This is a genomic window from Clostridioides sp. ES-W-0018-02 (assembly GCF_020658175.1).
Taxonomy (GTDB): domain Bacteria; phylum Bacillota; class Clostridia; order Peptostreptococcales; family Peptostreptococcaceae; genus Clostridioides.
Genome location: NZ_JACVVY010000003.1, coordinates 309,217 through 330,271, shown reverse-complemented (window position 1 = coordinate 330,271; position 21,055 = coordinate 309,217). Strand labels below are relative to the sequence as shown.

The 21,055-nt window shown below is 28.2% G+C and carries 21 protein-coding genes; 2 read left to right on the top strand and 19 right to left on the bottom strand.

What is annotated here, in order from left to right; translation table 11 throughout:
* Window positions 1-33: 33 nt before the first annotated feature.
* Together IC219_RS10245 and rbr are read left to right on the top strand one after the other, a co-directional pair.
* A complete protein-coding gene (locus tag IC219_RS10245) occupies window positions 34-471 on the top strand; it encodes a MarR family winged helix-turn-helix transcriptional regulator (protein WP_227434376.1) in 438 nt (145 codons plus the stop codon).
* A gap of 86 nt (window positions 472-557) precedes the next feature.
* Entirely contained in the window at window positions 558-1,145 is a 588-nt protein-coding gene (gene rbr, locus IC219_RS10240) for a rubrerythrin (protein WP_227434375.1), read from the top strand.
* Between the two features lie 395 nt (window positions 1,146-1,540).
* Here rbr and IC219_RS10235 read toward each other — a convergent pair whose 3' ends face one another.
* From IC219_RS10235 to IC219_RS10145, 19 genes are all read right to left on the bottom strand, one after another.
* Entirely contained in the window at window positions 1,541-2,872 is a 1,332-nt protein-coding gene (locus IC219_RS10235) for an MATE family efflux transporter (RefSeq protein WP_227434374.1), read from the bottom strand.
* Window positions 2,865-3,299, bottom strand: coding sequence for a MarR family winged helix-turn-helix transcriptional regulator (locus tag IC219_RS10230; protein ID WP_227434373.1), 435 nt, complete (start codon window positions 3,297-3,299; stop codon window positions 2,865-2,867). The genes IC219_RS10235 and IC219_RS10230 overlap by 8 nt, the downstream gene beginning before the upstream one ends.
* Window positions 3,300-3,513: 214 nt before the next feature.
* Window positions 3,514-4,134 (bottom strand): YhbD family protein, encoded by a 621-nt coding sequence (locus IC219_RS10225; RefSeq protein ID WP_227434372.1) that lies wholly within the window; start codon window positions 4,132-4,134, stop codon window positions 3,514-3,516.
* A gap of 7 nt (window positions 4,135-4,141) precedes the next feature.
* A complete protein-coding gene (locus IC219_RS10220) occupies window positions 4,142-4,912 on the bottom strand; it encodes a polymer-forming cytoskeletal protein (RefSeq protein WP_227830871.1) in 771 nt (256 codons plus the stop codon).
* A gap of 39 nt (window positions 4,913-4,951) precedes the next feature.
* Complete coding sequence (locus tag IC219_RS10215; RefSeq protein ID WP_227830872.1) at window positions 4,952-5,794, bottom strand: hypothetical protein; 843 nt, start codon at window positions 5,792-5,794, stop codon at window positions 4,952-4,954.
* A 255-nt stretch (window positions 5,795-6,049) separates the two neighbouring features.
* Window positions 6,050-7,960: a 2-aminoethylphosphonate--pyruvate transaminase gene (phnW, locus tag IC219_RS22025; RefSeq protein WP_227830873.1), complete on the bottom strand. Its 1,911-nt coding sequence runs from the start codon at window positions 7,958-7,960 to the stop codon at window positions 6,050-6,052.
* A 257-nt stretch (window positions 7,961-8,217) separates the two neighbouring features.
* Window positions 8,218-9,003 (bottom strand): DeoR/GlpR family DNA-binding transcription regulator, encoded by a 786-nt coding sequence (locus IC219_RS10205; protein WP_227434368.1) that lies wholly within the window; start codon window positions 9,001-9,003, stop codon window positions 8,218-8,220.
* 308 nt (window positions 9,004-9,311) lie between these two features.
* Complete coding sequence (gene dltC, locus IC219_RS10200; RefSeq protein ID WP_227434367.1) at window positions 9,312-9,542, bottom strand: D-alanine--poly(phosphoribitol) ligase subunit DltC; 231 nt, start codon at window positions 9,540-9,542, stop codon at window positions 9,312-9,314.
* 18 nt (window positions 9,543-9,560) lie between these two features.
* Window positions 9,561-10,709: a D-alanyl-lipoteichoic acid biosynthesis protein DltB gene (dltB, locus tag IC219_RS10195; RefSeq protein ID WP_227434366.1), complete on the bottom strand. Its 1,149-nt coding sequence runs from the start codon at window positions 10,707-10,709 to the stop codon at window positions 9,561-9,563.
* Window positions 10,709-12,223 carry a D-alanine--poly(phosphoribitol) ligase gene (locus IC219_RS10190; RefSeq protein ID WP_227830874.1) on the bottom strand — a complete coding sequence of 505 codons (1,515 nt, stop codon included), beginning with the start codon at window positions 12,221-12,223 and terminating at the stop codon, window positions 10,709-10,711. The genes dltB and IC219_RS10190 overlap by 1 nt, the downstream gene beginning before the upstream one ends.
* Before the next feature lie 14 nt (window positions 12,224-12,237).
* The gene (locus IC219_RS10185) at window positions 12,238-12,378 is read right to left on the bottom strand and encodes a hypothetical protein (RefSeq protein WP_227434522.1); all 141 of its coding nucleotides are present in this window, start codon (window positions 12,376-12,378) and stop codon (window positions 12,238-12,240) included.
* Complete coding sequence (dltD, locus tag IC219_RS10180; protein ID WP_227434364.1) at window positions 12,344-13,534, bottom strand: D-alanyl-lipoteichoic acid biosynthesis protein DltD; 1,191 nt, start codon at window positions 13,532-13,534, stop codon at window positions 12,344-12,346. Before dltD ends, IC219_RS10185 begins: the two co-directional genes overlap by 35 nt.
* Before the next feature lie 242 nt (window positions 13,535-13,776).
* Window positions 13,777-14,748 carry a Gfo/Idh/MocA family protein gene (locus IC219_RS10175; protein ID WP_227830875.1) on the bottom strand — a complete coding sequence of 324 codons (972 nt, stop codon included), beginning with the start codon at window positions 14,746-14,748 and terminating at the stop codon, window positions 13,777-13,779.
* 36 nt (window positions 14,749-14,784) lie between these two features.
* Window positions 14,785-15,804, bottom strand: coding sequence for a Gfo/Idh/MocA family protein (locus IC219_RS10170; RefSeq protein WP_227830876.1), 1,020 nt, complete (start codon window positions 15,802-15,804; stop codon window positions 14,785-14,787).
* Window positions 15,805-15,999: 195 nt separating this feature from the next.
* Entirely contained in the window at window positions 16,000-16,533 is a 534-nt protein-coding gene (locus IC219_RS10165; protein WP_227434361.1) for a putative ABC transporter permease, read from the bottom strand.
* Between the two features lie 101 nt (window positions 16,534-16,634).
* Window positions 16,635-17,315, bottom strand: a complete 681-nt coding sequence (locus IC219_RS10160; protein ID WP_227434360.1) for an HAD family hydrolase — start codon at window positions 17,313-17,315, stop codon at window positions 16,635-16,637.
* A gap of 28 nt (window positions 17,316-17,343) precedes the next feature.
* Entirely contained in the window at window positions 17,344-18,633 is a 1,290-nt protein-coding gene (locus tag IC219_RS10155) for a hemolysin family protein (RefSeq protein WP_227434359.1), read from the bottom strand.
* A gap of 231 nt (window positions 18,634-18,864) precedes the next feature.
* Window positions 18,865-19,539, bottom strand: a complete 675-nt coding sequence (locus IC219_RS10150) for a flavodoxin family protein (protein ID WP_227824337.1) — start codon at window positions 19,537-19,539, stop codon at window positions 18,865-18,867.
* Between the two features lie 25 nt (window positions 19,540-19,564).
* Window positions 19,565-20,908 (bottom strand): uracil-xanthine permease family protein, encoded by a 1,344-nt coding sequence (locus IC219_RS10145; RefSeq protein WP_227824338.1) that lies wholly within the window; start codon window positions 20,906-20,908, stop codon window positions 19,565-19,567.
* Window positions 20,909-21,055: the final 147 nt, after the last annotated feature.

Here is a 21,055-nt window from a genome sequence, read left to right as displayed (position 1 = left end):
ACCTCAAATAATTTAAAGATTGGAGATTAATTTATGGAAGATAAATATATCATACATTTTATAAGTAAGACAAAAGCTAATATGCTTAAATTCATTGAAAATAAACTCAATAAAAACGGTTTAAATGAATTGTTGCCTACACATGGAAATATACTCACTGCACTTTATGAAAATAATGGAATACTTACAATGAAAGAAATTGCAACTAAAATAGGAAAAGACAAATCTACTGTTACAGTATTAGTTAATAAACTTATAAGTCTAGGATATATAGAAAGACAAAAGAGTGACAATGACAAACGTATTACATATATAAAACTTACAAAGAAAGCAATGCTAATAGAGGATACATTCAATAGTATTTCATCACAAGTTAAAGAAACAGCCTACTGTAATATCACAGAAAAGGAAAAGCAAGAATTTCTTAGAATTTTAAAAAAAATCAATAATAATTTCAAAAATGCTGACTAAATTGAGCATAATTATATCTAGTTTTGGAATAATAAATAAAAAGAATCAAATATTGTAAAAATTTATTGTTAATAGAGAGGTATAATATGAATTTAAAAGACAGTAAAACTAAAGAAAATTTATTGAGAGCTTTTGCAGGTGAAAGCCAGGCTAGAAATAGATATAATATTTCTGCATCTGTAGCAAAAAAAGAAGGATTATATATAATAGAATCTTTATTTAATTATACTGCTGACCAAGAAAAGTCACATGCAAAACAATTTTTTACTAAATTAAAAGAATTTGCTGGAGAAAATATAAGTATATCAGGAGCATATCCTGTAGATTTATATGATAAAACAGCTCAACATCTTAAAGCTGCACAACATAATGAGCTTCAAGAGTGGGATGATGTATATAAAAACTTTGGAAAAACAGCACGTGAAGAAGGTTTTGAAGCTATAGCTAAATTATTTGAAAATATAGCTGAAATAGAAAAAGTTCATGGTGATAGATTTGGTAGATATGCTACTGATTTAGAAGAAGGTACTTTATTTAGAAGAAATGAAGATATCCAATGGATATGTACAAACTGTGGACATATTCATATTGGTAAAGAAGCTCCAAAAGCTTGCCCTGTTTGTCTTCATCCACAAGGATATTTCTTGGACTTTAAAAATTCATTATTTGAATAAGTAAAAATAATCTACTGTATTTAAGCAATTTATTATATTGATACTATCTAGTTTTATAAATATTAGATTATTCTAATATGAAATTATATTATAAAAATGATATTATCCATTAAATACAGTATTCTAAAAGTATAAAAAAACTTGAGAACTAATTTTACCACTTATTTAATATTTATCAAAGACTTTTATACAATAAAAATAAAGAGAAGCGCAATTATTAAAAATGGCACTTCTCCTTTTGTTGTTTCAATTTGTCATTGAATTTATATCCTACACCACATATTGTAACAATATATTTCGTATTGTTGGGGTATACTTCTATCTTATTTCACAACTTGCTTTTTCCATTCTTATCTGTTGTAGTATGAGTAATAGGATTGACCTTAATTAAGGTTTTATTTACAATAGCCATAATGTTTTTTTCTAATCAAAAATAAAAGAGAAATAAATAACCCTAAAAATTCTGCAACAGGGACAGCTATCCAAACTCCTATTTCTCCAAATATATTTGGAAGAATAAGAATAGCACCTAAAATAAAAATAAACGTTCTAGAAAAGGATATAATAGCTGATGTTTTCCCATCAGAAAATGCTGTAAACATTGCAGAAGAAAAAATACCAAATCCCATAATCACAAAAGCTAGAGAATAGAAGGAAAAACCATAAAGTGTAATATTGTAAACATCACTGTTAATTGAAGTAAAAATAGTCAATGACTTTGTTATAGTCAAATGAATTAAAATATTCGATACTATTGAACTAATAATCAAAAATAATATACTGTTCTTAAATATATCTTGTAGTTGCTTTTTATCACCATGTCCATATTTAAAACTGATAATTGGAGCTATTCCATTGGAATAGCCAAAATAAATAGCTGTAAAGATGTATTGGAAATACAGGATAATTGTTATAGAAGCAACACCATTTTCACCATAATATTGCAAAAAAGTATAGTTAAACATAAATGTTGTTACAGCATTTGCTAAGTTTGTTACCATTTCCGATGACCCATTTGTACAAGAACGAAAAAGCACATTCCAATTTAGTTCTGGTTTTACAAAGTGCAGAGGATTATTTCTTGCAAAAAAGAAATAGGCTAAACCTACAATTGCAGGAATACAATAACCTAATCCAGTTGCAATCGCTGCACCAGCAATACCCATATTCAATGGAACCATAAAGATATAATCCAGCACAATATTCACAACTCCAGCTAACAACGTAACAATCAGACCAAGTGTTGGTTTACCAGAAGTAACCAGAAAAGTCTGAAATGCTGTTTGAAGAAAAAATGCAGGTGCAAAGCTAAAAAGTATTTTAGCATAAGTAATACACAAAGGAGCTTGTATTGAACTTGCACCTAAAAACAAAATAATTTCATCAATAAACAAGTTTCCAATAATAGCAATAAAAATACCAATCAATATTTCTACAATGATTAAGAAACTCAAATTTTTTCTTGCTTCCTCTTGTTTTCCTTCCCCCATCTTTCTAGCAACTATAGCACTTCCACCCGTTGCAACCATGATTGCTACAGCCATTTCAAAACTGATAGCTGGATATACCATATTCGTAGATGATAATGCTATTGTACCAAGCAAACGAGAAATAAACATACCATCAACAATAATGTACATAGATAAACTAATCATCATAATAACATTAGGAATTGCAAAAGATAGTAAAGAAGTAAATGTAAATTTTTTAGCTAATACATTATCCATTTTTAATTTCCTCCTTTAACAATTCATAGTATGCAGTATTACAAGCAATAAGTTGATTCCATTTTTCATCTCCTAATTTTTCAATAGCCTTTTCTTCCATGCTATGAAGTGGTTCTAATATTGAATCAGTAAATTGTTTTCCACTCTTTGTAAAAGAAACCAGACGCTCTCTTTTATTTTCAGAATTAGACGAAATAGTAATATATCCCTTCTTTTCAAACTCCATCAAAATCCCATGTACCGTCTGTTTAGGTAAAGCCCACCACTCACAAATTTGCTTTTGCGTACATACCTTATACTCATCTAAAGTATATAAGATAACTAATGCATTATAATTTAAATCATGCTTTTTAGCCCATACCCTGTATAAATCTAAAGTTCCACTTAAAACAGCATTTACAAGTTTAATTTGTTCACGAATTTCCATAATATCCCTCCCAATATAAAAGTACTAATCAGTACTATTTTAGTATAGTACTAATTAGGACTATAGTCAATAGAATATTTAAACTCTCAAAAAAATGTAGTATTTAAGAAAATTTATAGAAAAATAAAAACGCACACTTTTGCATTAGTGTGCGTTTTCCACATACTTAAATCCTAACTCTTCTCCTACATAATAAGTAATCTACAATAATCTACTATGATAACTTAATACTTATATCATTTATTTCTTTCATTAAGTCAATTTCAACAATTTTAACTACATCCTTTTCAAATTTTACTTGTTTATAATCCAAGCATCCTATTACAAATGGAACACCAAACTTCCTAAACAAATAAATTCTTCCATTTTCATTGTATATTGATTTAAAATTTTCTTCTATTATATTTACTATTAATTTTAATTCTTCAAATGTTATTGTGGATTTAACTAAAAATTTCTCTATTATACTCAATATAAGCAATTCCTTTTTGCCTATACTCTGTTCTTTTTTATATAAATTTTGAAATATTTCTTTTGTGTAATTACATATAGCTTCCTTCTCTAAAATAAAGTCAATGTCAAACTCTTTATTGGTATCTTTTTTTGTAAACATGTTTGCAATATCATCAAGAGATGTATCTTCTTTCATAGATAGTATTAACTCTATTCTTTCTAGTATTTTATCTCTTGGAAAAAACGTCTCTTGACCTGTAAAAGCTGATTTTTTTATAAACCATTCTTCTGGTATTATATTTTTTCTTTTCCATCTATATAGCTGCCCATAAGATATATTAGTTTTGCTTAATAAATCTTTCTTAGATATCAATTCTTCCATAATTTTTCTAGCCCACCTTTGTACTGTTTTTTACACTCGAATTATCTGAAACTAACAACTTGTCACTGTATTCAATATTTTCAACATCACAATTGCTTACTAAGGATATGCTTTTTCCTCGTATATCTTTTATTGAAACATCTTCTAATTCAATAGAATCTCCCTCTATCAAATTGCATTTAAATTTGCCTGAAAAAATGTTAATAAATTTAATCCCAAATGTAAAAATATCTTTACTTCTACCTATTTCTATATTAGTTGCTCCTATCTCCTTACAATAAGAACCTCCTCCTGAATAGATATATATGTTTTCTCCATTTAAAAGACCATCACATTTTATTGCTCCGTGAACCTTTATATCTTCACATTCTATATTTTCTTTATTTCTCATTTCACCATAAACTTTTATATCCTGTGCATAAATACTTTCACTTACAATTAATTGACCTTTTACTGTAACATTATTACACTTTAAATTTCCATTAATTTTCTGTTGAGCAGTTATAATCAAGTCATCTATTTCTGCATCTCCATCTATACTAAGTTGCCCATTAACCCTTACACGTTCAGCTTTAAGACTCCCTTTTATAGTAGCTTTTCCATTTACTACAAAGTTTTTTATACTAATATCTCCATCAAACTTTACATTTCCAAATACATTTACTTCATTACATTTTACATTTCCTTTTGACCTAGCACTTCCCATAATTTTTATACTTTCATATTCTCCACTATTGATAAATCCTTCTCCAAGTATTTTTATAGTTCCATTTTCCATATCATTACCTCATTTTAAATTTTATTTTAAGCCTAAATATTACTTATCTTTATTTAGATTTACTTTTTCATTATTTAGACTTACTTTTCCATTTACATTCTTTATTTCAACAACTATTGAACTTTCATCAATATCTATGTTTTCACTGTACTCCAAACTCTCTATATAACAACCTTTGCCTATGTTAATATTTTTACCTCTTACAATTTTAACTTCACTATTTTCTAAACTGATTTCATCTGCTTCTATAACATTTGCTAATAATCTACTTTCTGTATATTTTTTAACTGACAGTAGACCTAGATTTCTAAGATTATAAGATGCCTTTTCAAAATCTCCACTCTTTTTTTCGGCTCTATAAAAGCTTTTACAATAATCGCCATGTCCCTTTTTTATATTTACACTACATGCACCAACTTCGTTTAGATTAGAAGTTCCATGCAAACTTATCTTAAGTTCTTCACAATTTAAAAATCCATTACAATCCAAAATTCCACTTAAGTCAACACTTTCGCATTCTATGCTCTTATTGATTTTTAGACATCCTTCTCCGCTAATAATATCTGACTTTAAGTTTCCTCCAACATTGATAATTCCTCCAGATTTAACTTTACTTGAGTTTATGTCTCCAGTACACTTAAGAAGTCCAAATATTGTCACTTGTGATGCCAATATATTTCCTTCAATTTTACTCAATCCTGCTGTAAAAAATTCATTACATTCCGTTGTTCCAATCACTTTTGCTGAACCTGAAGAATCAAATTTATTACATTTTATATTTCCATCTATTTTTCCTGTACCTGCTATATTAACTTCATCAAAAATTCCACCTTTACATTTTCCCATTCCATTAAAATTTAGCGAACGTAATTCTCCATCCATAATGATTTCCTTTCAATAACTTATTTTGTTCTTGAATATAATATAACAAAACATTGTTACGTTGTCAAGTATAATAATCTCGATGAATAAAACAATGCTCCTTTAAAGATAGCCAAAAAAATAATAGAGGAAATATTTTATATGAACTATGAATCTTTCTTAGATTTCCAATTCAAATAAAATACTACTCTATTATTTAACTATTTACATATACTTGTCTCTAAACTTTATAACCTATCAATGAACTTCTATAATCTACATGTTGATAAATTTCTCGATTACCTCAGCTAATCTATCCATATCTTTTGGATAAACTTCTCCTATACTTCCTATTCTGAATGTATCTACATCAGTCAATTTACCTGGATAAATAACAAATCCATTTTCTTTTAGATAAGTGTAGAATTCCATAAATTCAAATTTTGCATTCTTAGGATATAGGAAAGTTGTTATTACAGGTGATTGAGCATCATCATTCACCAATGTATCAAACCCTAGAGATTTTAATCTCGAAGATATTGTAAATTGATTTTCTTTATATCTAGCATATCTTTTTTCAACAGAACCTTCTTCCTCTAGCTCTAGTAATGCTTGATAAAAAGCTCTTACAACATGTGTAGGAGAAGTAAATCTCCATTTACCATTATTATTCTCCATAGTTTCCCATTGAGCGTATACATCAAGAGATAAAGATTTAGCAATTCCTTTGCATTTAGCTAATTCTTCTCTGTTAGCTATTATAAAACCAAATCCTGGTACTCCTTGTATACATTTATTAGAGCTACTCACTAAAAAATCTATATTAAAGTCTTCAACATCAATTTTAATTCCACCAAAACTACTCATTGCATCAACTATATAAACTTTATTATATTTTTTTGCAATCTTACCTATATCTTGTATAGGATTTAATCTACCTGTAGTAGTTTCACAATGAACCATTGATATATGTGTAATATCTTTATTTTCTTTCAATAAATTTTCCACTCTGTTTAAGTCAACTGCTTCTACATCACTAAATGTACAGTCAACATATTCTATATTTAAATAACTGCATATGTCCTTCATTCTCTTCCCATATGCTCCATTTGCAATTACAAGAAGTTTACCATTCTTTGGAATAGTGCTTCCTATTGTAGCTTCCACTGAGAAAGTACCACTACCTTGCATTAATACACTTGTGTATTTTTCTGTATTTTTTGTAGCTAAAGATACTAGTCTTCTTCTAACATCTTGTACCAAATCATTATATTCAACATCCCATGTACACCAATCTTTTAACATAGATGCTCTTACTGATTTAGTAGTAGATAATGGTCCTGGTGTAAGTAATATGTAATCATTTTCTGGTACAAAATCTGACTTAATTGTTTCATTTTCTATTTTTACTAAAACATCTTCTAATTCAGCCATAGTTTCTATAACAAAATGTGCTCCTGCTTCTTTAAATTTCTTTGAAACTGCTTCCATCTTAACTTTTAATTCTTCTTTATCCATATTTTCTACTTCTTCTTGTGTAAGTCCTAATTCACTTGAACCTTTTATTACAGCAACACTCCACATTCCAGCATTTACACCTTCTTTTACATCACTTAATGTATCTCCAACTTTTACCATAGCACTCATTGGAGATACTCCCAAAGCTTCAGCGTTTTTATAACACATCCAAGGATATGGTCTTCCTTGAGATACTTCTGATGGAGTTACAAGAAAATCTGGTGAATATCCCTTTTTAGCTGCATTTGGTTCAACTATATTCATCATTTCTCTTGTATAACCTGTTGTAGAACCTATTTTTAATCCATTTTGTCTTAATCTCTCAATAGTTTCAACAACATGAGGAATTGGAGTTGTATACTCTTCTAGAGTTTCAAATAACATAGGTTCAAATTCAGCATAAAGTTTGTTTACATCTTCCTCTGTTGGAAATCCTCCAAAATTCTCTGCCCAAATATTTTTTATTCTATCCATTTCGCACATTTCTCTTATATGATCTATTTTTAATTTTCCCATAGGTTTTCTTGCTTCTTCCATTGTTACATCTATACCTCTTCTTTTAAATATCTCTATAAATACATTAAGAGGTGCAAAACATCCATAATCTACTGTTGTTCCAGCCCAGTCAAATACTACTGCCTTTATTTTTTCTCCATATAACTTTTTCATATTTATAACCTCCATAGATTCTCATTTAGAATTTTTGTGTTTTTAATTGTTTTTACTTTTAAAGTATAACTTTTTCATGTTAATTATACATCATATTTAGGTTAAATGTATATTAAATCTATGTTTTTAGTTGTTTTTACTTGTTTTTAGTTTTCAATATAAAAATCACATTAAAACTCTATACAAAAAATTAAAATTTGTAATCTTCTTTCTAGGTTAAATCTATGAATTGGTTAAATTTTATAAATTTATCATTTCTATTTTGCTTCTATCCATGTTATATTTGATTCATTTAATTTATCTCTCCATTCATTTGGAGGTTCTGCATCACAAATAACAAAATCTAATTCATTCAAATCAGCTATCTTGTACATACTTACAATTCCTATCTTAGAACTATCACATAATACAAAACTTTCCTTTGAATTTCTTATATACTCTTTTGACAATAAAGCTTTACTTTGGTCTATGCTACTAATTCCAAAGCTGTCAATTATACCTTCACTAGATATAAATGCTTTATCTACATATAAGTTTTTCATAGCATCTATTGACATCTGACATGCTGTTCTTTGATGTTTTAAATTTACTTTACCACCAATGAATATAACTTCTCCATCAAATACGCCTTGGTTTTCATATGAAATCAACTTTGATAGCACAGGATAAGAACTGGTGATAACCTTTAGATTTTTTATAGAAACTATGTAATCCACAATTTGTAAATTAGTAGTCCCTTCATCTATTACAATTGATTCATTATCATTCACAAATTTAGCTGCATACTTAGCAATACTTTGTTTCTTTTCTAAATTAGTGCTATTTCTTTTTATATGTTCTGGCTCAATTACTCCATAATTTATTTTTACAGCACCACCATAAACCTTTTTTAACTTATTTTCACTTTCTAATTCTTCCAAATACCTTCTTATTGTTTCCGATGATACTTCTAGTTTTTTTACTAATTCTTTAGTATTTACCTTTCCTTTTGCATCTAACAGTTCTAATATTTCTTTTTTTCTATCTATTGAATTTAAAGACATTAAGTTCTCCTCCTAAATATGTATTCTACTTTTATAAGATTATAATTAACATCTAAGCTCATAAAGTAATTCTAATATATGACAAAAGATATTTCACTCAATTTAATATAGTATATCTTACAATAGATATTACTATTAATTTATATAGCATGCAATCTTTCATTCATACCTTGAACTTTTCACTATTTTATTATTTATACAACTAAGTTATATCTCTTTACAATAAAAAAATCCATCAAATATCAATATTAGATGGACTTTATAATCTTTTATTATGTAAATTAATAATTAAACGTTTAGTTATTAATTTATTTTCTTGTTTCTAAGAATTTTACTAAATTATTTACAGTAGACATGTCTTTTCTTTCTAAATCAGTTGGTTGAAGTTCTATTCCAAGTCTATTTTCAATCTCAAGTAAAACTTCAATTATAGCTAATGAGTCTAAAAGCTCTGTTTCAAATAAGTTAAGGTCTAAATCATCTCTTATCTCATCAGTTCCTAATACATCTTCAAATATTTCTATAACTGTTTCCTGCATAAATTTGCCTCCTTAAAATTAAGCTAAATATCCTGAGAATATCAATAATCCAAAACATACAATATGGAATGTAATGAAAATTTGAACTCTCTCAAACCATTTTTCTTTTTTATGTTTCTTATAAAATTTAGATTTTCTCTGATATATATCAGTTAAGACAAGTGCTAAGCCTTGATACACACCATAAGCAATGTAAAACCAAGTTAGTCCATGCCAAAATCCCATTGTTATCATTGTTATCATCTGAGCTACATGAGCAGCAGTAGTTCTTTTCTTAAATCTTTTCTTTCTCATTGAAGACATAACAAATCTTGAAAAAATATAATCTCCAAACCATCTTGAAAGACTTATATGCCATCTTGTCCAAAACTCTTTCATATCCTTACTTATAAATGGTTTATCAAAGTTTATAGGTACTTTTATTCCAAATATATATCCTGTACCTATAGCAAATAAACTGTATCCTGCAAAATCAAAGAACAGGTATAAACTATATGCATACATATAACTTAAAATGTTTATAAACCTCATATCTTTAGGTATTATTGACACCCAATATGTATTTATCAAAAATGCTATAACAAACTTATAACCTACTCCCATAACAATGTTTTTTATTCCAGGCAATAAGTATTCTTCTAGATACTCTTTTCTAGATATTTTCTTCTCTAAATCCTGTTCAAATCGTCTTGACCTGTCAATAGGACCAGAACTCAGTGTTGGAAAAAACAACATAAAATAAAGCATATCTGAAATCTTAACTTCTTTTATAGCACCATCATAAATTTCAATAACCATTTGTATAGCCCTGAAATTTAAGTATGATATTCCAATAAATCCAATCAATCCAAAAGATGTAACTGGAGATATTTTATTAATTATTATCGGAAGCATTGATGCAGACAAAAATCCCCAATAGATATATTTATTTTTAGTTTTTCTTCTTACATATTCGTATCCTTTGACTATTATTACTTCTAAAATGATAAATATCAACAAGTATTTAAACTGAACATCTATTCCTACAATCAAAAATATCATAAATAAACTTGCCAACATACCATAATACTTTATATTTTTACCCATTAAACCTAAAATCACTGCTGGTATTGATGTTAATAATAATATGTAAAGATAAAAATAATCTCCATACTGTGAAAAAATCATTAAATTTCCTCCATAAGTTTCTTTCTGTCTATTTTACCATTGATATTTGTTGGAAACTCAGAAATTATTGCAATATTTCTTGGAATCATATACGAAGGTATATACTTTCCTAGTTCCTTTTTTATCATCATCCCATTTTTGATATTACCTAAATCATTCTTCTCATTTAACTCAACAATACCTTTTAAATAAGCAATTTTTTCATCCTTATATATTGGTAAAACTACTGCGTTTTTTACATTATGAACTTTTCTCAAATTATTTTCTATATCTTCTATTTCAATCCTAAATCCATTTAACTTAATTTGAAAATCTTTTCTTCCACAATAGTATATAGTTCCATCTAAGAGATATCCCATATCACCAGTTTTATAAGCTCGCCACTTTACACTATCTATTTCATCATAGAAAAATACTTCTTCAGTCTTCTCTTTATTATTAAAGTAACCTTTTGAAACTGATGGTCCAACTATTATAATCTCACCTTTTTCATTTTCTTTCAGTTCATTTCCATTTTCATCAAGTATTTTTATTTTACAATTTTGCATAGGATATCCAACTGGAAGGCTCTTTTCATCATCTATAGCTTCTTGAGTCATATCATTTACACTTACGCCAACAGTAGCTTCAGTTGGTCCATATCCATTGATAACTCTTGTATTTGGAAATCTACTCATAAGTTCTTTAGTAAGATTTTTTGAAAGTGCTTCTCCTATAAATATCATGGATTCAAGTTTAGGAAGCATCTTACTATTAAACTCTTTTTCTGTTACACATACACCTGCAAAAGAAGGTGTTGATACCCATACTGCAATATTAGATTCGCCAAATTGTTTGAATAGCTCTTTATAATCTGCTAGTACATCTTTTGATATTGAAAATAATGTAGCTCCATGAACAAGACCAGGGTATATTGTTGTCACTGAAAGGTCAAAAGAATATGCTGCTTGATTCATTATTACTTTTTCACTTCCATCTATATTTAAATAAGGACTTATCCAATCTACAAAACTATCTAAGTTATTTGAACTTATTTGAACCCCTTTTGGCTTTCCAGTACTACCTGATGTAAATAGTATATATGCATTCTCGTCACCTTTTACCCAGTTTTCTTTATGTAATGACTTTCCTTTATACTCACTTATTATATCATTTAATTTATTCTTATCAATTACATTGATATCTCCAAAGTCTTTTTCATCACTAAAGTTAAATAATACTTTTGGCTTTACTTCCTTAGTAACTTCAAAAACTCTATCTAGTGGAAAACTAATATCAAGAGGAACATATGCTCTACCTGATTTTAAAGCTCCTATCATACATGCCATTATCATATTTTCTTTATTACCATAGATTACTATAGGAGTATCTTCTTCTTTGTATACATTTTTTAGAAAAACTGATATAGCATCTGAATACTCATTTAAATCTTTATAAGAAAGTTTATCTCCATTACATGTCAATGCTATTCTATTTGTATTTGAATATTTTTTTATTCCTTCAATAATTTTCATATAAAAATTCTCCTTTAAAATCCATTATAAATAAATGGCAACTCTTTAAATGGTGTAAATGTTAAAACACCTATTGCCAATATTATAATCATAGTTAAACAAATACTAGTTACTAATTCTTTATTGCTCTTTAAATATTTTAAATAATCTCTCACAGACATCTACCCATCCTTTCGTTCCAAGATGCATTACATCTCTTAAATAATATTTCTCTTTACCTTTATCTTTAAGATTCATAACTTCAAAGCCTTTACTTTCTGCTATATTCTGTGCCTTATCATAAAACTGATTTCTTTCTTTCTCAGAGATACCAGTTAAATCATAGAATTTGCCCATACTTGGAATTAGTACAACAACTGGTTTAATATCTAAGTCCTTGCATACATTTAATAAAAGCTTATAACTTTCAAATTCCTTAGATGTTACTAAGTCTATACCCTTATCTCTTCCTCTATATTGCTCTAGACCATCTTTAAAATGCTCATTGTAATAATACTTGTCAATGTTTAGAGGATTGTTACCTACTCTCTTCTTAGCATCTTCAATAGCTTTCTTTTTCTCATGTGACCAATTTATAGGTTTTTTTCTTCCTTCTTTTTTGTGTTTATCTAGCCTAATTAATTTCTTATAAAGTATCCCTTTTTCTTTAAGCTCTATACAGTATTTTCTCCCTTGAAAATAAGGCTCTAATAACACCTTCTCAGCTTTCTCATACACTGTCTTAGGTTCATATAGCTTGGCATACAATGCTTCTGCCTTATATTCGTCACTACCCCATAAAAGCTTACTTGATTTTTTTATATATTCAATCTTATTTTGTTTAGATATCTTTGGATTATCTAAAAAACGATAAAATTGTATTGGTGAAAACCTAGACTGGTAATGGTGACTTGTGACTCCATCTTTTTCCATAAACCATTGCATAGAAATTAACAAGACAACCTTCTTATTATCAATATTAGGATTCATACTTCCTAACACTGCAGCATCTTGTAATGTCTGAGTATAAGCTCTACCAATTGCAAATACTTTGTTTTTGCTCCTATCTGTATTAAAATAGTACTTTGGATGTTGTTTTGTTGAATTACTAAGTTCTGATGACCCCAAAATCATAATATCTTTTTCTCTCAAAAAATGATTATTTGCTGTAACACCTTTATCCTTTATATCACTTAAAGTATCATCCATAATTGGAAGTAGATTTTTCTCCCTCAAAAGTTCATCAGTTTTAGAATCAAGAAATTTGTCTAACCCAAATAAAAATACTACGCCTATTATAAATGGTGTAATAAAGTATATCAATTTTCTCATATTTTCTCTCCTCTAAAAATATTCAAATTTATGTTATTATTAATCATATTAGTTTTAATGTATATATTCAACTACAAAATTGTAATAAAATCTCCAAAACTTTTTTTTATTCTGTTACAAATTTGTAAAAAAAAAGAAGAAAATCACTGAAAAAGGAATCTTTTTAGTGATTTTCTTCTTTTTATAATTTGACATTTTAATACTTAATTGTGTATACAATTTAACTTATTTTAAAATTAAATTTACTCAAAAGTATATCTTAATCCCCATTGCTTTCTTATTTCATCCATTAAATTCATGACATCTATAGATGATTCTAGAGTATTGGCTTTTGTTTTATTTAATATACAATTATTGACATATTCAATTTCATACTTTAAAGCTTTTTCTGTATCACCATATTCTAGAGTTTCAATTCTTCCACCATCTGTATAAGTTATTGTAGCTTTTGATGCTCTTGGGAAATTTTCTACAGTTATAAATCCTAATTCACATGCAAGAATACCTCTTTTTGGCATCTTAGCTCTCATAGTTAATGATATTACAGCCATCTCATTCTCAGAATTCTTTAAAATTATTCCAGATTGTTCATCCACACCTGTTTCAAATTTCTTAACAGTTGTTAAAATTTCATTCGGTTGAGATGACATAAAGTACCTAGCAAATGAAAGTGCATATGTACCAATATCAAGCAATGCCCCACCAGCTAAATCTTGACTAAAAAATCTATTATTAACATCATAATCCTTGCAACTTCCAAAGGATACTTGTATCATTTTAATTTTTCCCAAACTTCCAGACTCTACTATCTCCTTTAATTTTTTATATAAAGGCATATAATAAATAGTCATCGCCTCTGCTACTATTAAGTTCTTTTCAATAGCTAAAGTTGTAATATCAGTTAGTTGACTTCCATTTACTGTTATAGCTTTTTCACACAACACATGTTTACCATTTTTTAGACTTTTCATTATATATTCATAGTGATTGCAATGTGGAGTAGATATATACACTACATCTATATTCTTATTCTCTAGCATTTTATCATAATCATCATACACATTTTCTATATCAAACTTATTTGCAAAGTTTTTTGCTCTTTCAAGACTTCTTGAAGCAACAGCATACACTTTACAATTCACCTCACTCATAGCTTGTGCAAATTCTGATGCAATAGTTCCAGGACCCAATATAGCCCAATTTATATTCTCCATATTTACCACCTCATATCCTATATATTTTTAAATAAATTACAGACTGTCAGCTGGATAGACAATCTTTCCTTGTCTTCTTATCTCATCCATAATTCCCATTACTATCTTTGAATTTTCATGTGAGTTTATACCAGACTCTATTTTATTATTATTTATAAGAGTTATAAACTCAATAAGTTCATGATATATTCCTTCTATTTCTCTAGGTTTCTCTTCTTCTTTTTCCTTTAAAATAGATATATCTTCTTCAGTTCCATCTTTATATCTAATAACCACCCTTTCAAACAAATTAAGTTTTTCGATTATTATACTTCCCTTTTCTCCTTGTATCTCAGATGGTATGTAAGAATCAGCTATTTTAGAATACTGAACTACTGCATCCATACCATCATATTGGAATATAGCCAAACCTTCTCCATCTACTCCAGTTTGAAGCATATGAGAAAATGATTTTACACATTTTGGAGCACCAAATAGATTTATCATAGGGTGTATGCAGTACACTCCAATATCCATCAATGAACCATTTGACAGTTCTTTTTTAAATGCATTTTCTATAATTCCATTTTTATATTTATCATATCTTGAAGAATACTGACAATAGCTTCCAAAAAATCTTCTTATTTTACCTATCTTATGTAAATTTTCTTTAACTGCTTTAAAATTTGGAACACATGTAATTCTCATAGCTTCCATAAGCAATACATTATTGTCCCTTGCAACCTTTATCATTAATTTTACTTCCTCTAAGTTAGATGCTAATGATTTTTCACACAACACATGTTTTTTGTGTTTTAAACAGGTAACAGCTTGTTTTGAATGCATTGCGTTTGGAGAAGCTATGTATATAGCATCTATAACATCTGATTTAGCCATGGTTTCTAAATCGTCAAAAAACAGACTTGCCCCATGCATCTTTCCAAATTCCTTAGCTTTTTCTAAATCTCTTGAATATACAGCAACTAGTTCAAACTCTTCAATCCTAGATGCAGCTCTTAAAAATAGTTTTGATATATTACTTGTACCAATAATACAAAATCTTATTTTACTCACCATTCAAACACTCCTCATTTTTTATAATTTATTTTAAATAAGTAATACCATATAATAAATAATACTCTATATAAACTTTTGAAACTTATTAGAATGTTAACTTCATCAAATAAAAAAGAAAGCTAACTTTAAATGATTTCACCATTTTAGCATAGCTTTCTTTTAACTACAATCTAAACTTACCTTATACTTCTAAAGTTATATTATATCTCTATTTCCTCTCAGGAATTTTATAGTAAAAATTTCATCCACAAACAATGCTATCAATAATACAGTTGCTATAATTGGCCAATAAGGTATTATTAAACTATATAAATTATCAACTACATACACTTGAAGATACCTTACTCCAATAAAAGTCAATATAGTCCAGTACATAGAAAATTTTAAACATATTATTCCTCTATTATTGTACTTATAGTCTGAATAATCCCAATATACCTTATTAAAATATACCTTCATAATTATGCCTGTGATGTACTCTACTGTTGTTGGCACTACTAAACATAGTAAAAGCAATGCAAATATATTATTTGGGTCAATAAACCTTGAGACCTCTATTATAATAGACATTGCAATTGCATACATTGGTTTAAACGGACCATTCAAAAATCCATCTTCTTGAAAATGACCTTGAGTAAAATAACTATATAAATTTTCAATTATCCAACCTATAAAACCATACAAGAAAAAATTAAATAAAAAATATAATAGAGAACCTACACTATCCATGAATATTCCTCCTAATTGTTTATAATTATTTTTTCTCATATTCATGGATTTATTCTAAATCAAAGAAATTAAATTTAAATTCTTTGATTTAATATTTCATATTATAGGCTACAACATTCTTTAGATTCTAAACTTTTTAGGTATTCTCTAACTTCCAATAAATTTTCAAGTATCTTATGTGATTGTTCTTTAATTTGTTCATCTGGTTCTTTTAAGTCAGGTACATTTATACATTTTATACCCCCATTATAAGCAGCCTCTACTCCCATAGGGGAATCCTCTATAACAATGCAATTTTCGGGATTAACATTTATCTTTTTGGCTGCCTTTAAGAATATTTCTGGATTTGGCTTAGAGTTTACAACATCATCTCCACAAACTATAGCATCAAAGTATTCTTTTAAATTTGCTTTGGCTAATCTTTTAACTGCTCTTTCTCGTTTTGTAGAAGTTGCAACTGCCATTTTATACCCATTTTTCTTTAAAAAAGATATTAATTCATTAACTCCTAATTTGATAGGAGCTCCTTCTCTATCCATAAATTCAATCATATTTTTAGTTTTCTCATCATACAAATCTAATATCGGCACAGAGCTATCATATATCTTAGTAAGACCTTCTATTATCCCTTTACGATTCCTTCCCATAACAGATGTATATATTTCTTTAGTCATAGTGTATCCATACTTTTCAAATGTCTCTATCCAAAATTCAAGAGAGATTCTCTCTGAATCAAACAAAACTCCATCCATATCAAAAATAATTCCTTCTACTTTTTGCATACAATTCCTCCAATATTTTTTGATATAATTATATTACACTTTTTATGATTAATTTTACAACCCTCAATTTATCCAATTCTAATATAGTAAAATTGTAATTTTCAAAAGTTACACTTTGATTTACTTTAATGTTTGAACCAAGCATATAGGATATCCAACCACCTATACTATCAAATCCATCATGTTCTATATCAAGCCCAAAGTATTTATTGATATCATTGATTGATTCAGTTCCATCAACTAAGTAAGAACTTGTTCCTATTTTCTTAATATGAGTTTCTTCTTTATCAAATTCATCTTGAATTTCTCCTACTATCTCTTCCAGTATATCTTCAATTGTTACTACACCAGATGTACCACCATATTCATCTACCACTATAGCAAGTTGGAGTTTTTCTTTTCTTAATTTCTCAAGAGCCTTATCTATAGTACAATTTTCTGATATATATATAATATCTCTAAGTATTTCTCCTAGTTCAATTTTATTTCTGTTTATTTTTTGATTATACAAATCTCTTATATGTACAAATCCTAATATATCATCTTTATTTTTCTTACATACTGGATACCTAGTAACACCTTCATCTCTCAAAATAGATAATATCTTTTCCTCCGAGTCACTTTCATATATACAAATCATATCAGTTCTAGGTACCATTATCTCTCTAATTTTCTTTTCTTCAAATTCAAAAATATTGTCAACTAATCTTTGCTCTGATTCATCTATAAGCCCACTTTTATAGCTTTCTTCAACTAATAATCTTATTTCATCACCTGTATGTGGCTCATCAACTTCATCTGCTTGTGAATATCCAAATGGCTTAAGAAATAAATCAGTGCTTAGATTAAAAAAGTATATTATTGGATATGTCAATTTATAAAATCCAATCAACAAAAAAGATGTACTTAGCATTATTCTCTCTGTATTATAAAGTGCTAAGGCTTTAGGAACAAGCTCCCCTATTACAACTTCTACCATTGTTATAATTAAAAAGGAAATAGAAATTGATATTGTATATATAACACTTTCACTAAGATTAAATATACTTATTATTGGCAATATTAACTCTTTAACTGTAGATTCTCCCATCCATCCTAGTGCAAGTGAACAAAGTGTTATCCCAAGTTGACATGCAGAAAGATATGAATTTAGATTATCTTTTATTATTTTACACCTTTTAGCATTATTATTACCTTCAGCTATCATAGTATCTATCCTAGAACTACGAAGCTTTACCATAGCAAATTCACAAGCTACAAAAAATGCATTTATTAAAACAAGTACTATTATAAGTGTTACATTTAATAACTCCCGCATAAAATATTGGCCCTTATAATCTTATAACATAAGAAATTTATAAGAACTCAAAGTTCCCCCCCTTATATTTATAAAATTTAATTTATAATATATATTCTATCATATTTATTAATATATCTTATTTTATTACAAATAATTTTAAATACAAAATTACCCCTCTTAATATTTATGATGGGTTGTATCATATATTAAGAGGGGCTAATTAAATTTTACGTATGGGCAATATAAATTTTAGTGGTCTTTTACAGGACTTTTTTCAGTTTCACTTGTTATTCCTAATTCTTCTTTTTCAATATTCCATTTTTCAAGACCATATTTAGATATTTTAACAGCTTCTGCTAGACCTCTCCCAAGTCTTTTTATCGTATTCATGCCTACTTCATCATCTTTTGCACCTTGTTCTTTTGCATCTTTACTCCAAATACTAGCACCAGTGTATCCTCCAATAAGTCCTCCTGTTACCAATACCTCATGCATTAAAAAGAAATTTATTATTGGTAATCTGGCCATTTCTTGTCCACCATATCTAGTTCCACCAGTAGTTATAGCAGCTCCTACTTTATTTTGTAAATTACATCCATGTACTAAATACATATGTCTTAATCTATTTAACACAGCAGTCAATTGAGCAGTTATTCCCATATCATAAACAGGAGAACCTATTATAAATCCATCTGCTTCTAACAATTTTTTCTCTAGTTCGTCCATATCATCTTGTATAGTACATTTTTCTGCTTTTCTCATACAAGCATCACAATGTATACATGGACCTATATTTTTTCCTCTTACAGTCCAAAAGTCAGTTTCTATTCCTGGTATTTCTTTAGCTTCCTCTAAAGCTTGTAGTATTGCATATTCAGTTGCTCCTTTTCTTGGACTTCCACATATTCCTAGTATCTTAGCCATAACTATACCTCCCACAAATTTTAATTTAAGCCTCTATGTTTATATCATTAGACTTATTCGATTTTATTGATAATATATATTTAATTATCATTGCTACAATAAATACTGATACTATACAAGAATTTCCAACTAAGGTTCTAATAATCTCTGGAAACTTTTCTAAAGTCTGAGGAACTGAAGTTATACCTATACTTAAGGTAATTGAAACTCCTGCTATAAGATTGTTATCTGACGTAAATCCACATTGACTTATCATATCATAACCAGCCATAGCAATTGATGAAAATACGATTAAAGCGACCCCTCCTATTATGCATGAAGGTATAGTAGTTATTATTGCACCCAATAATGGCGAAAATCCAACTAAAATTAATACTACTCCTGTAATTGACAATACAAATCTACTAGTAACTTTATTTATAGCTACGATTGCAGCATTTTGACCAAATACTCCTGTTGGTATTGAACTAAATACAGATGCAATTATGGATGTTAATGCATTTCCCATTGTAGCAGACTCTAATTCTTTATCTGTAACCTCTCTATTCATAGCTCCCATTGTAGCAATTGTTGCTGCTCCCATCATATCAGCTATAGCTACCATAAATAAAATGGCAAACATTAATATTAAATCAAGTCTAAATTCTAGACCAAATACCAATGGCTTTGGAAAAGAAAGTATTGATGTCCCTTGAATTGCAGAAAAATCAACCAATCCAAATGCAAGTGATACTAAATAACCAAATATTATACCTATTAAAATTGCAGCATCTTGAACCAAACCCTTGCCAAATTTCATAAGCAAAATTATGACTACAACAACTATAAGTCCTATTGCGAAATTTATAGGTTCTCCAAATGTGGCTGAGCCTTCTCCCCCAGCTAAATTTTTTACAGCGGTTGGAAATAGACTAATACCCATACAGGCAATCATTGTACCTGCTATAATTGGAGTAAATAAATGTCTTATCTTCTTAATTCCAAAGGCTATAAAAAACACTACTATTGCCCCTCCAATTTGAGCTCCAAAAAGAGCTTTAAGCCCATATTTTCCAGCTACTGAAAGACATGCACCTAAAAACACATAATTTGTTCCCATTATTACAGGAAGCTTTGAACCAAGCCTATGCCCTTTAAATAGTGGTATTGAGTACAATTGTAGTAAAGTTGCTATTCCAGCTACCAACATAGCACCTTGCATAAGCATAGTTGACATCTGTTTATCAAGCCCTACTATATTCGATATAAGCATAGCTGGAACCATATTACCAGCTATCATTGAAACAAAATGCTGTAATCCTAAAGGTAAAGCTTCCTTAAAAGGCGGTTTCCCCTCTAGATGAAATTTTGATGTATCGTGCTCTTTCATAAAATAAATCCTCCCATAAATTTTATTTTTCTTTACGACCATGAATTTATTAACAATTAATTTTGAGCTATACACATCTTAATCTAGTTAATTCTTAACTTAAATGATATTTATTTTAACTAAAATATTATTTATGTATAGTTGTTT

Bases quoted from the DNA above. Each gene is read 5' to 3' on its own strand.
- IC219_RS10175 (WP_227830875.1), bottom strand. From the start codon at position 14,748: ATGGAGAATATAAATTGGGCTATATTGGGTCCTGGAACTATTGCATCA.
- IC219_RS10145 (WP_227824338.1), bottom strand. From the start codon at position 20,908: ATGAAAGAGCACGATACATCAAAATTTCATCTAGAGGGGAAACCGCCT.
- IC219_RS10150 (WP_227824337.1), bottom strand. From the start codon at position 19,539: ATGGCTAAGATACTAGGAATATGTGGAAGTCCAAGAAAAGGAGCAACT.
- IC219_RS10225 (WP_227434372.1), bottom strand. From the start codon at position 4,134: ATGGAAGAATTGATATCTAAGAAAGATTTATTAAGCAAAACTAATATA.
- IC219_RS10190 (WP_227830874.1), bottom strand. From the start codon at position 12,223: ATGAAAATTATTGAAGGAATAAAAAAATATTCAAATACAAATAGAATA.
- IC219_RS10245 (WP_227434376.1), top strand. From the start codon at position 34: ATGGAAGATAAATATATCATACATTTTATAAGTAAGACAAAAGCTAAT.
- dltB (WP_227434366.1), bottom strand. From the start codon at position 10,709: ATGATTTTTTCACAGTATGGAGATTATTTTTATCTTTACATATTATTA.
- IC219_RS10235 (WP_227434374.1), bottom strand. From the start codon at position 2,872: ATGGATAATGTATTAGCTAAAAAATTTACATTTACTTCTTTACTATCT.
- IC219_RS10160 (WP_227434360.1), bottom strand. From the start codon at position 17,315: ATGCAAAAAGTAGAAGGAATTATTTTTGATATGGATGGAGTTTTGTTT.
- dltC (WP_227434367.1), bottom strand. From the start codon at position 9,542: ATGCAGGAAACAGTTATAGAAATATTTGAAGATGTATTAGGAACTGAT.
- IC219_RS10155 (WP_227434359.1), bottom strand. From the start codon at position 18,633: ATGCGGGAGTTATTAAATGTAACACTTATAATAGTACTTGTTTTAATA.
- IC219_RS10230 (WP_227434373.1), bottom strand. From the start codon at position 3,299: ATGGAAATTCGTGAACAAATTAAACTTGTAAATGCTGTTTTAAGTGGA.
- IC219_RS10170 (WP_227830876.1), bottom strand. From the start codon at position 15,804: ATGGTGAGTAAAATAAGATTTTGTATTATTGGTACAAGTAATATATCA.
- rbr (WP_227434375.1), top strand. From the start codon at position 558: ATGAATTTAAAAGACAGTAAAACTAAAGAAAATTTATTGAGAGCTTTT.
- IC219_RS10220 (WP_227830871.1), bottom strand. From the start codon at position 4,912: ATGGAAAATGGAACTATAAAAATACTTGGAGAAGGATTTATCAATAGT.
- phnW (WP_227830873.1), bottom strand. From the start codon at position 7,960: ATGAAAAAGTTATATGGAGAAAAAATAAAGGCAGTAGTATTTGACTGG.
- IC219_RS10205 (WP_227434368.1), bottom strand. From the start codon at position 9,003: ATGTCTTTAAATTCAATAGATAGAAAAAAAGAAATATTAGAACTGTTA.
- IC219_RS10165 (WP_227434361.1), bottom strand. From the start codon at position 16,533: ATGGATAGTGTAGGTTCTCTATTATATTTTTTATTTAATTTTTTCTTG.
- IC219_RS10215 (WP_227830872.1), bottom strand. From the start codon at position 5,794: ATGGATGGAGAATTACGTTCGCTAAATTTTAATGGAATGGGAAAATGT.
- dltD (WP_227434364.1), bottom strand. From the start codon at position 13,534: ATGAGAAAATTGATATACTTTATTACACCATTTATAATAGGCGTAGTA.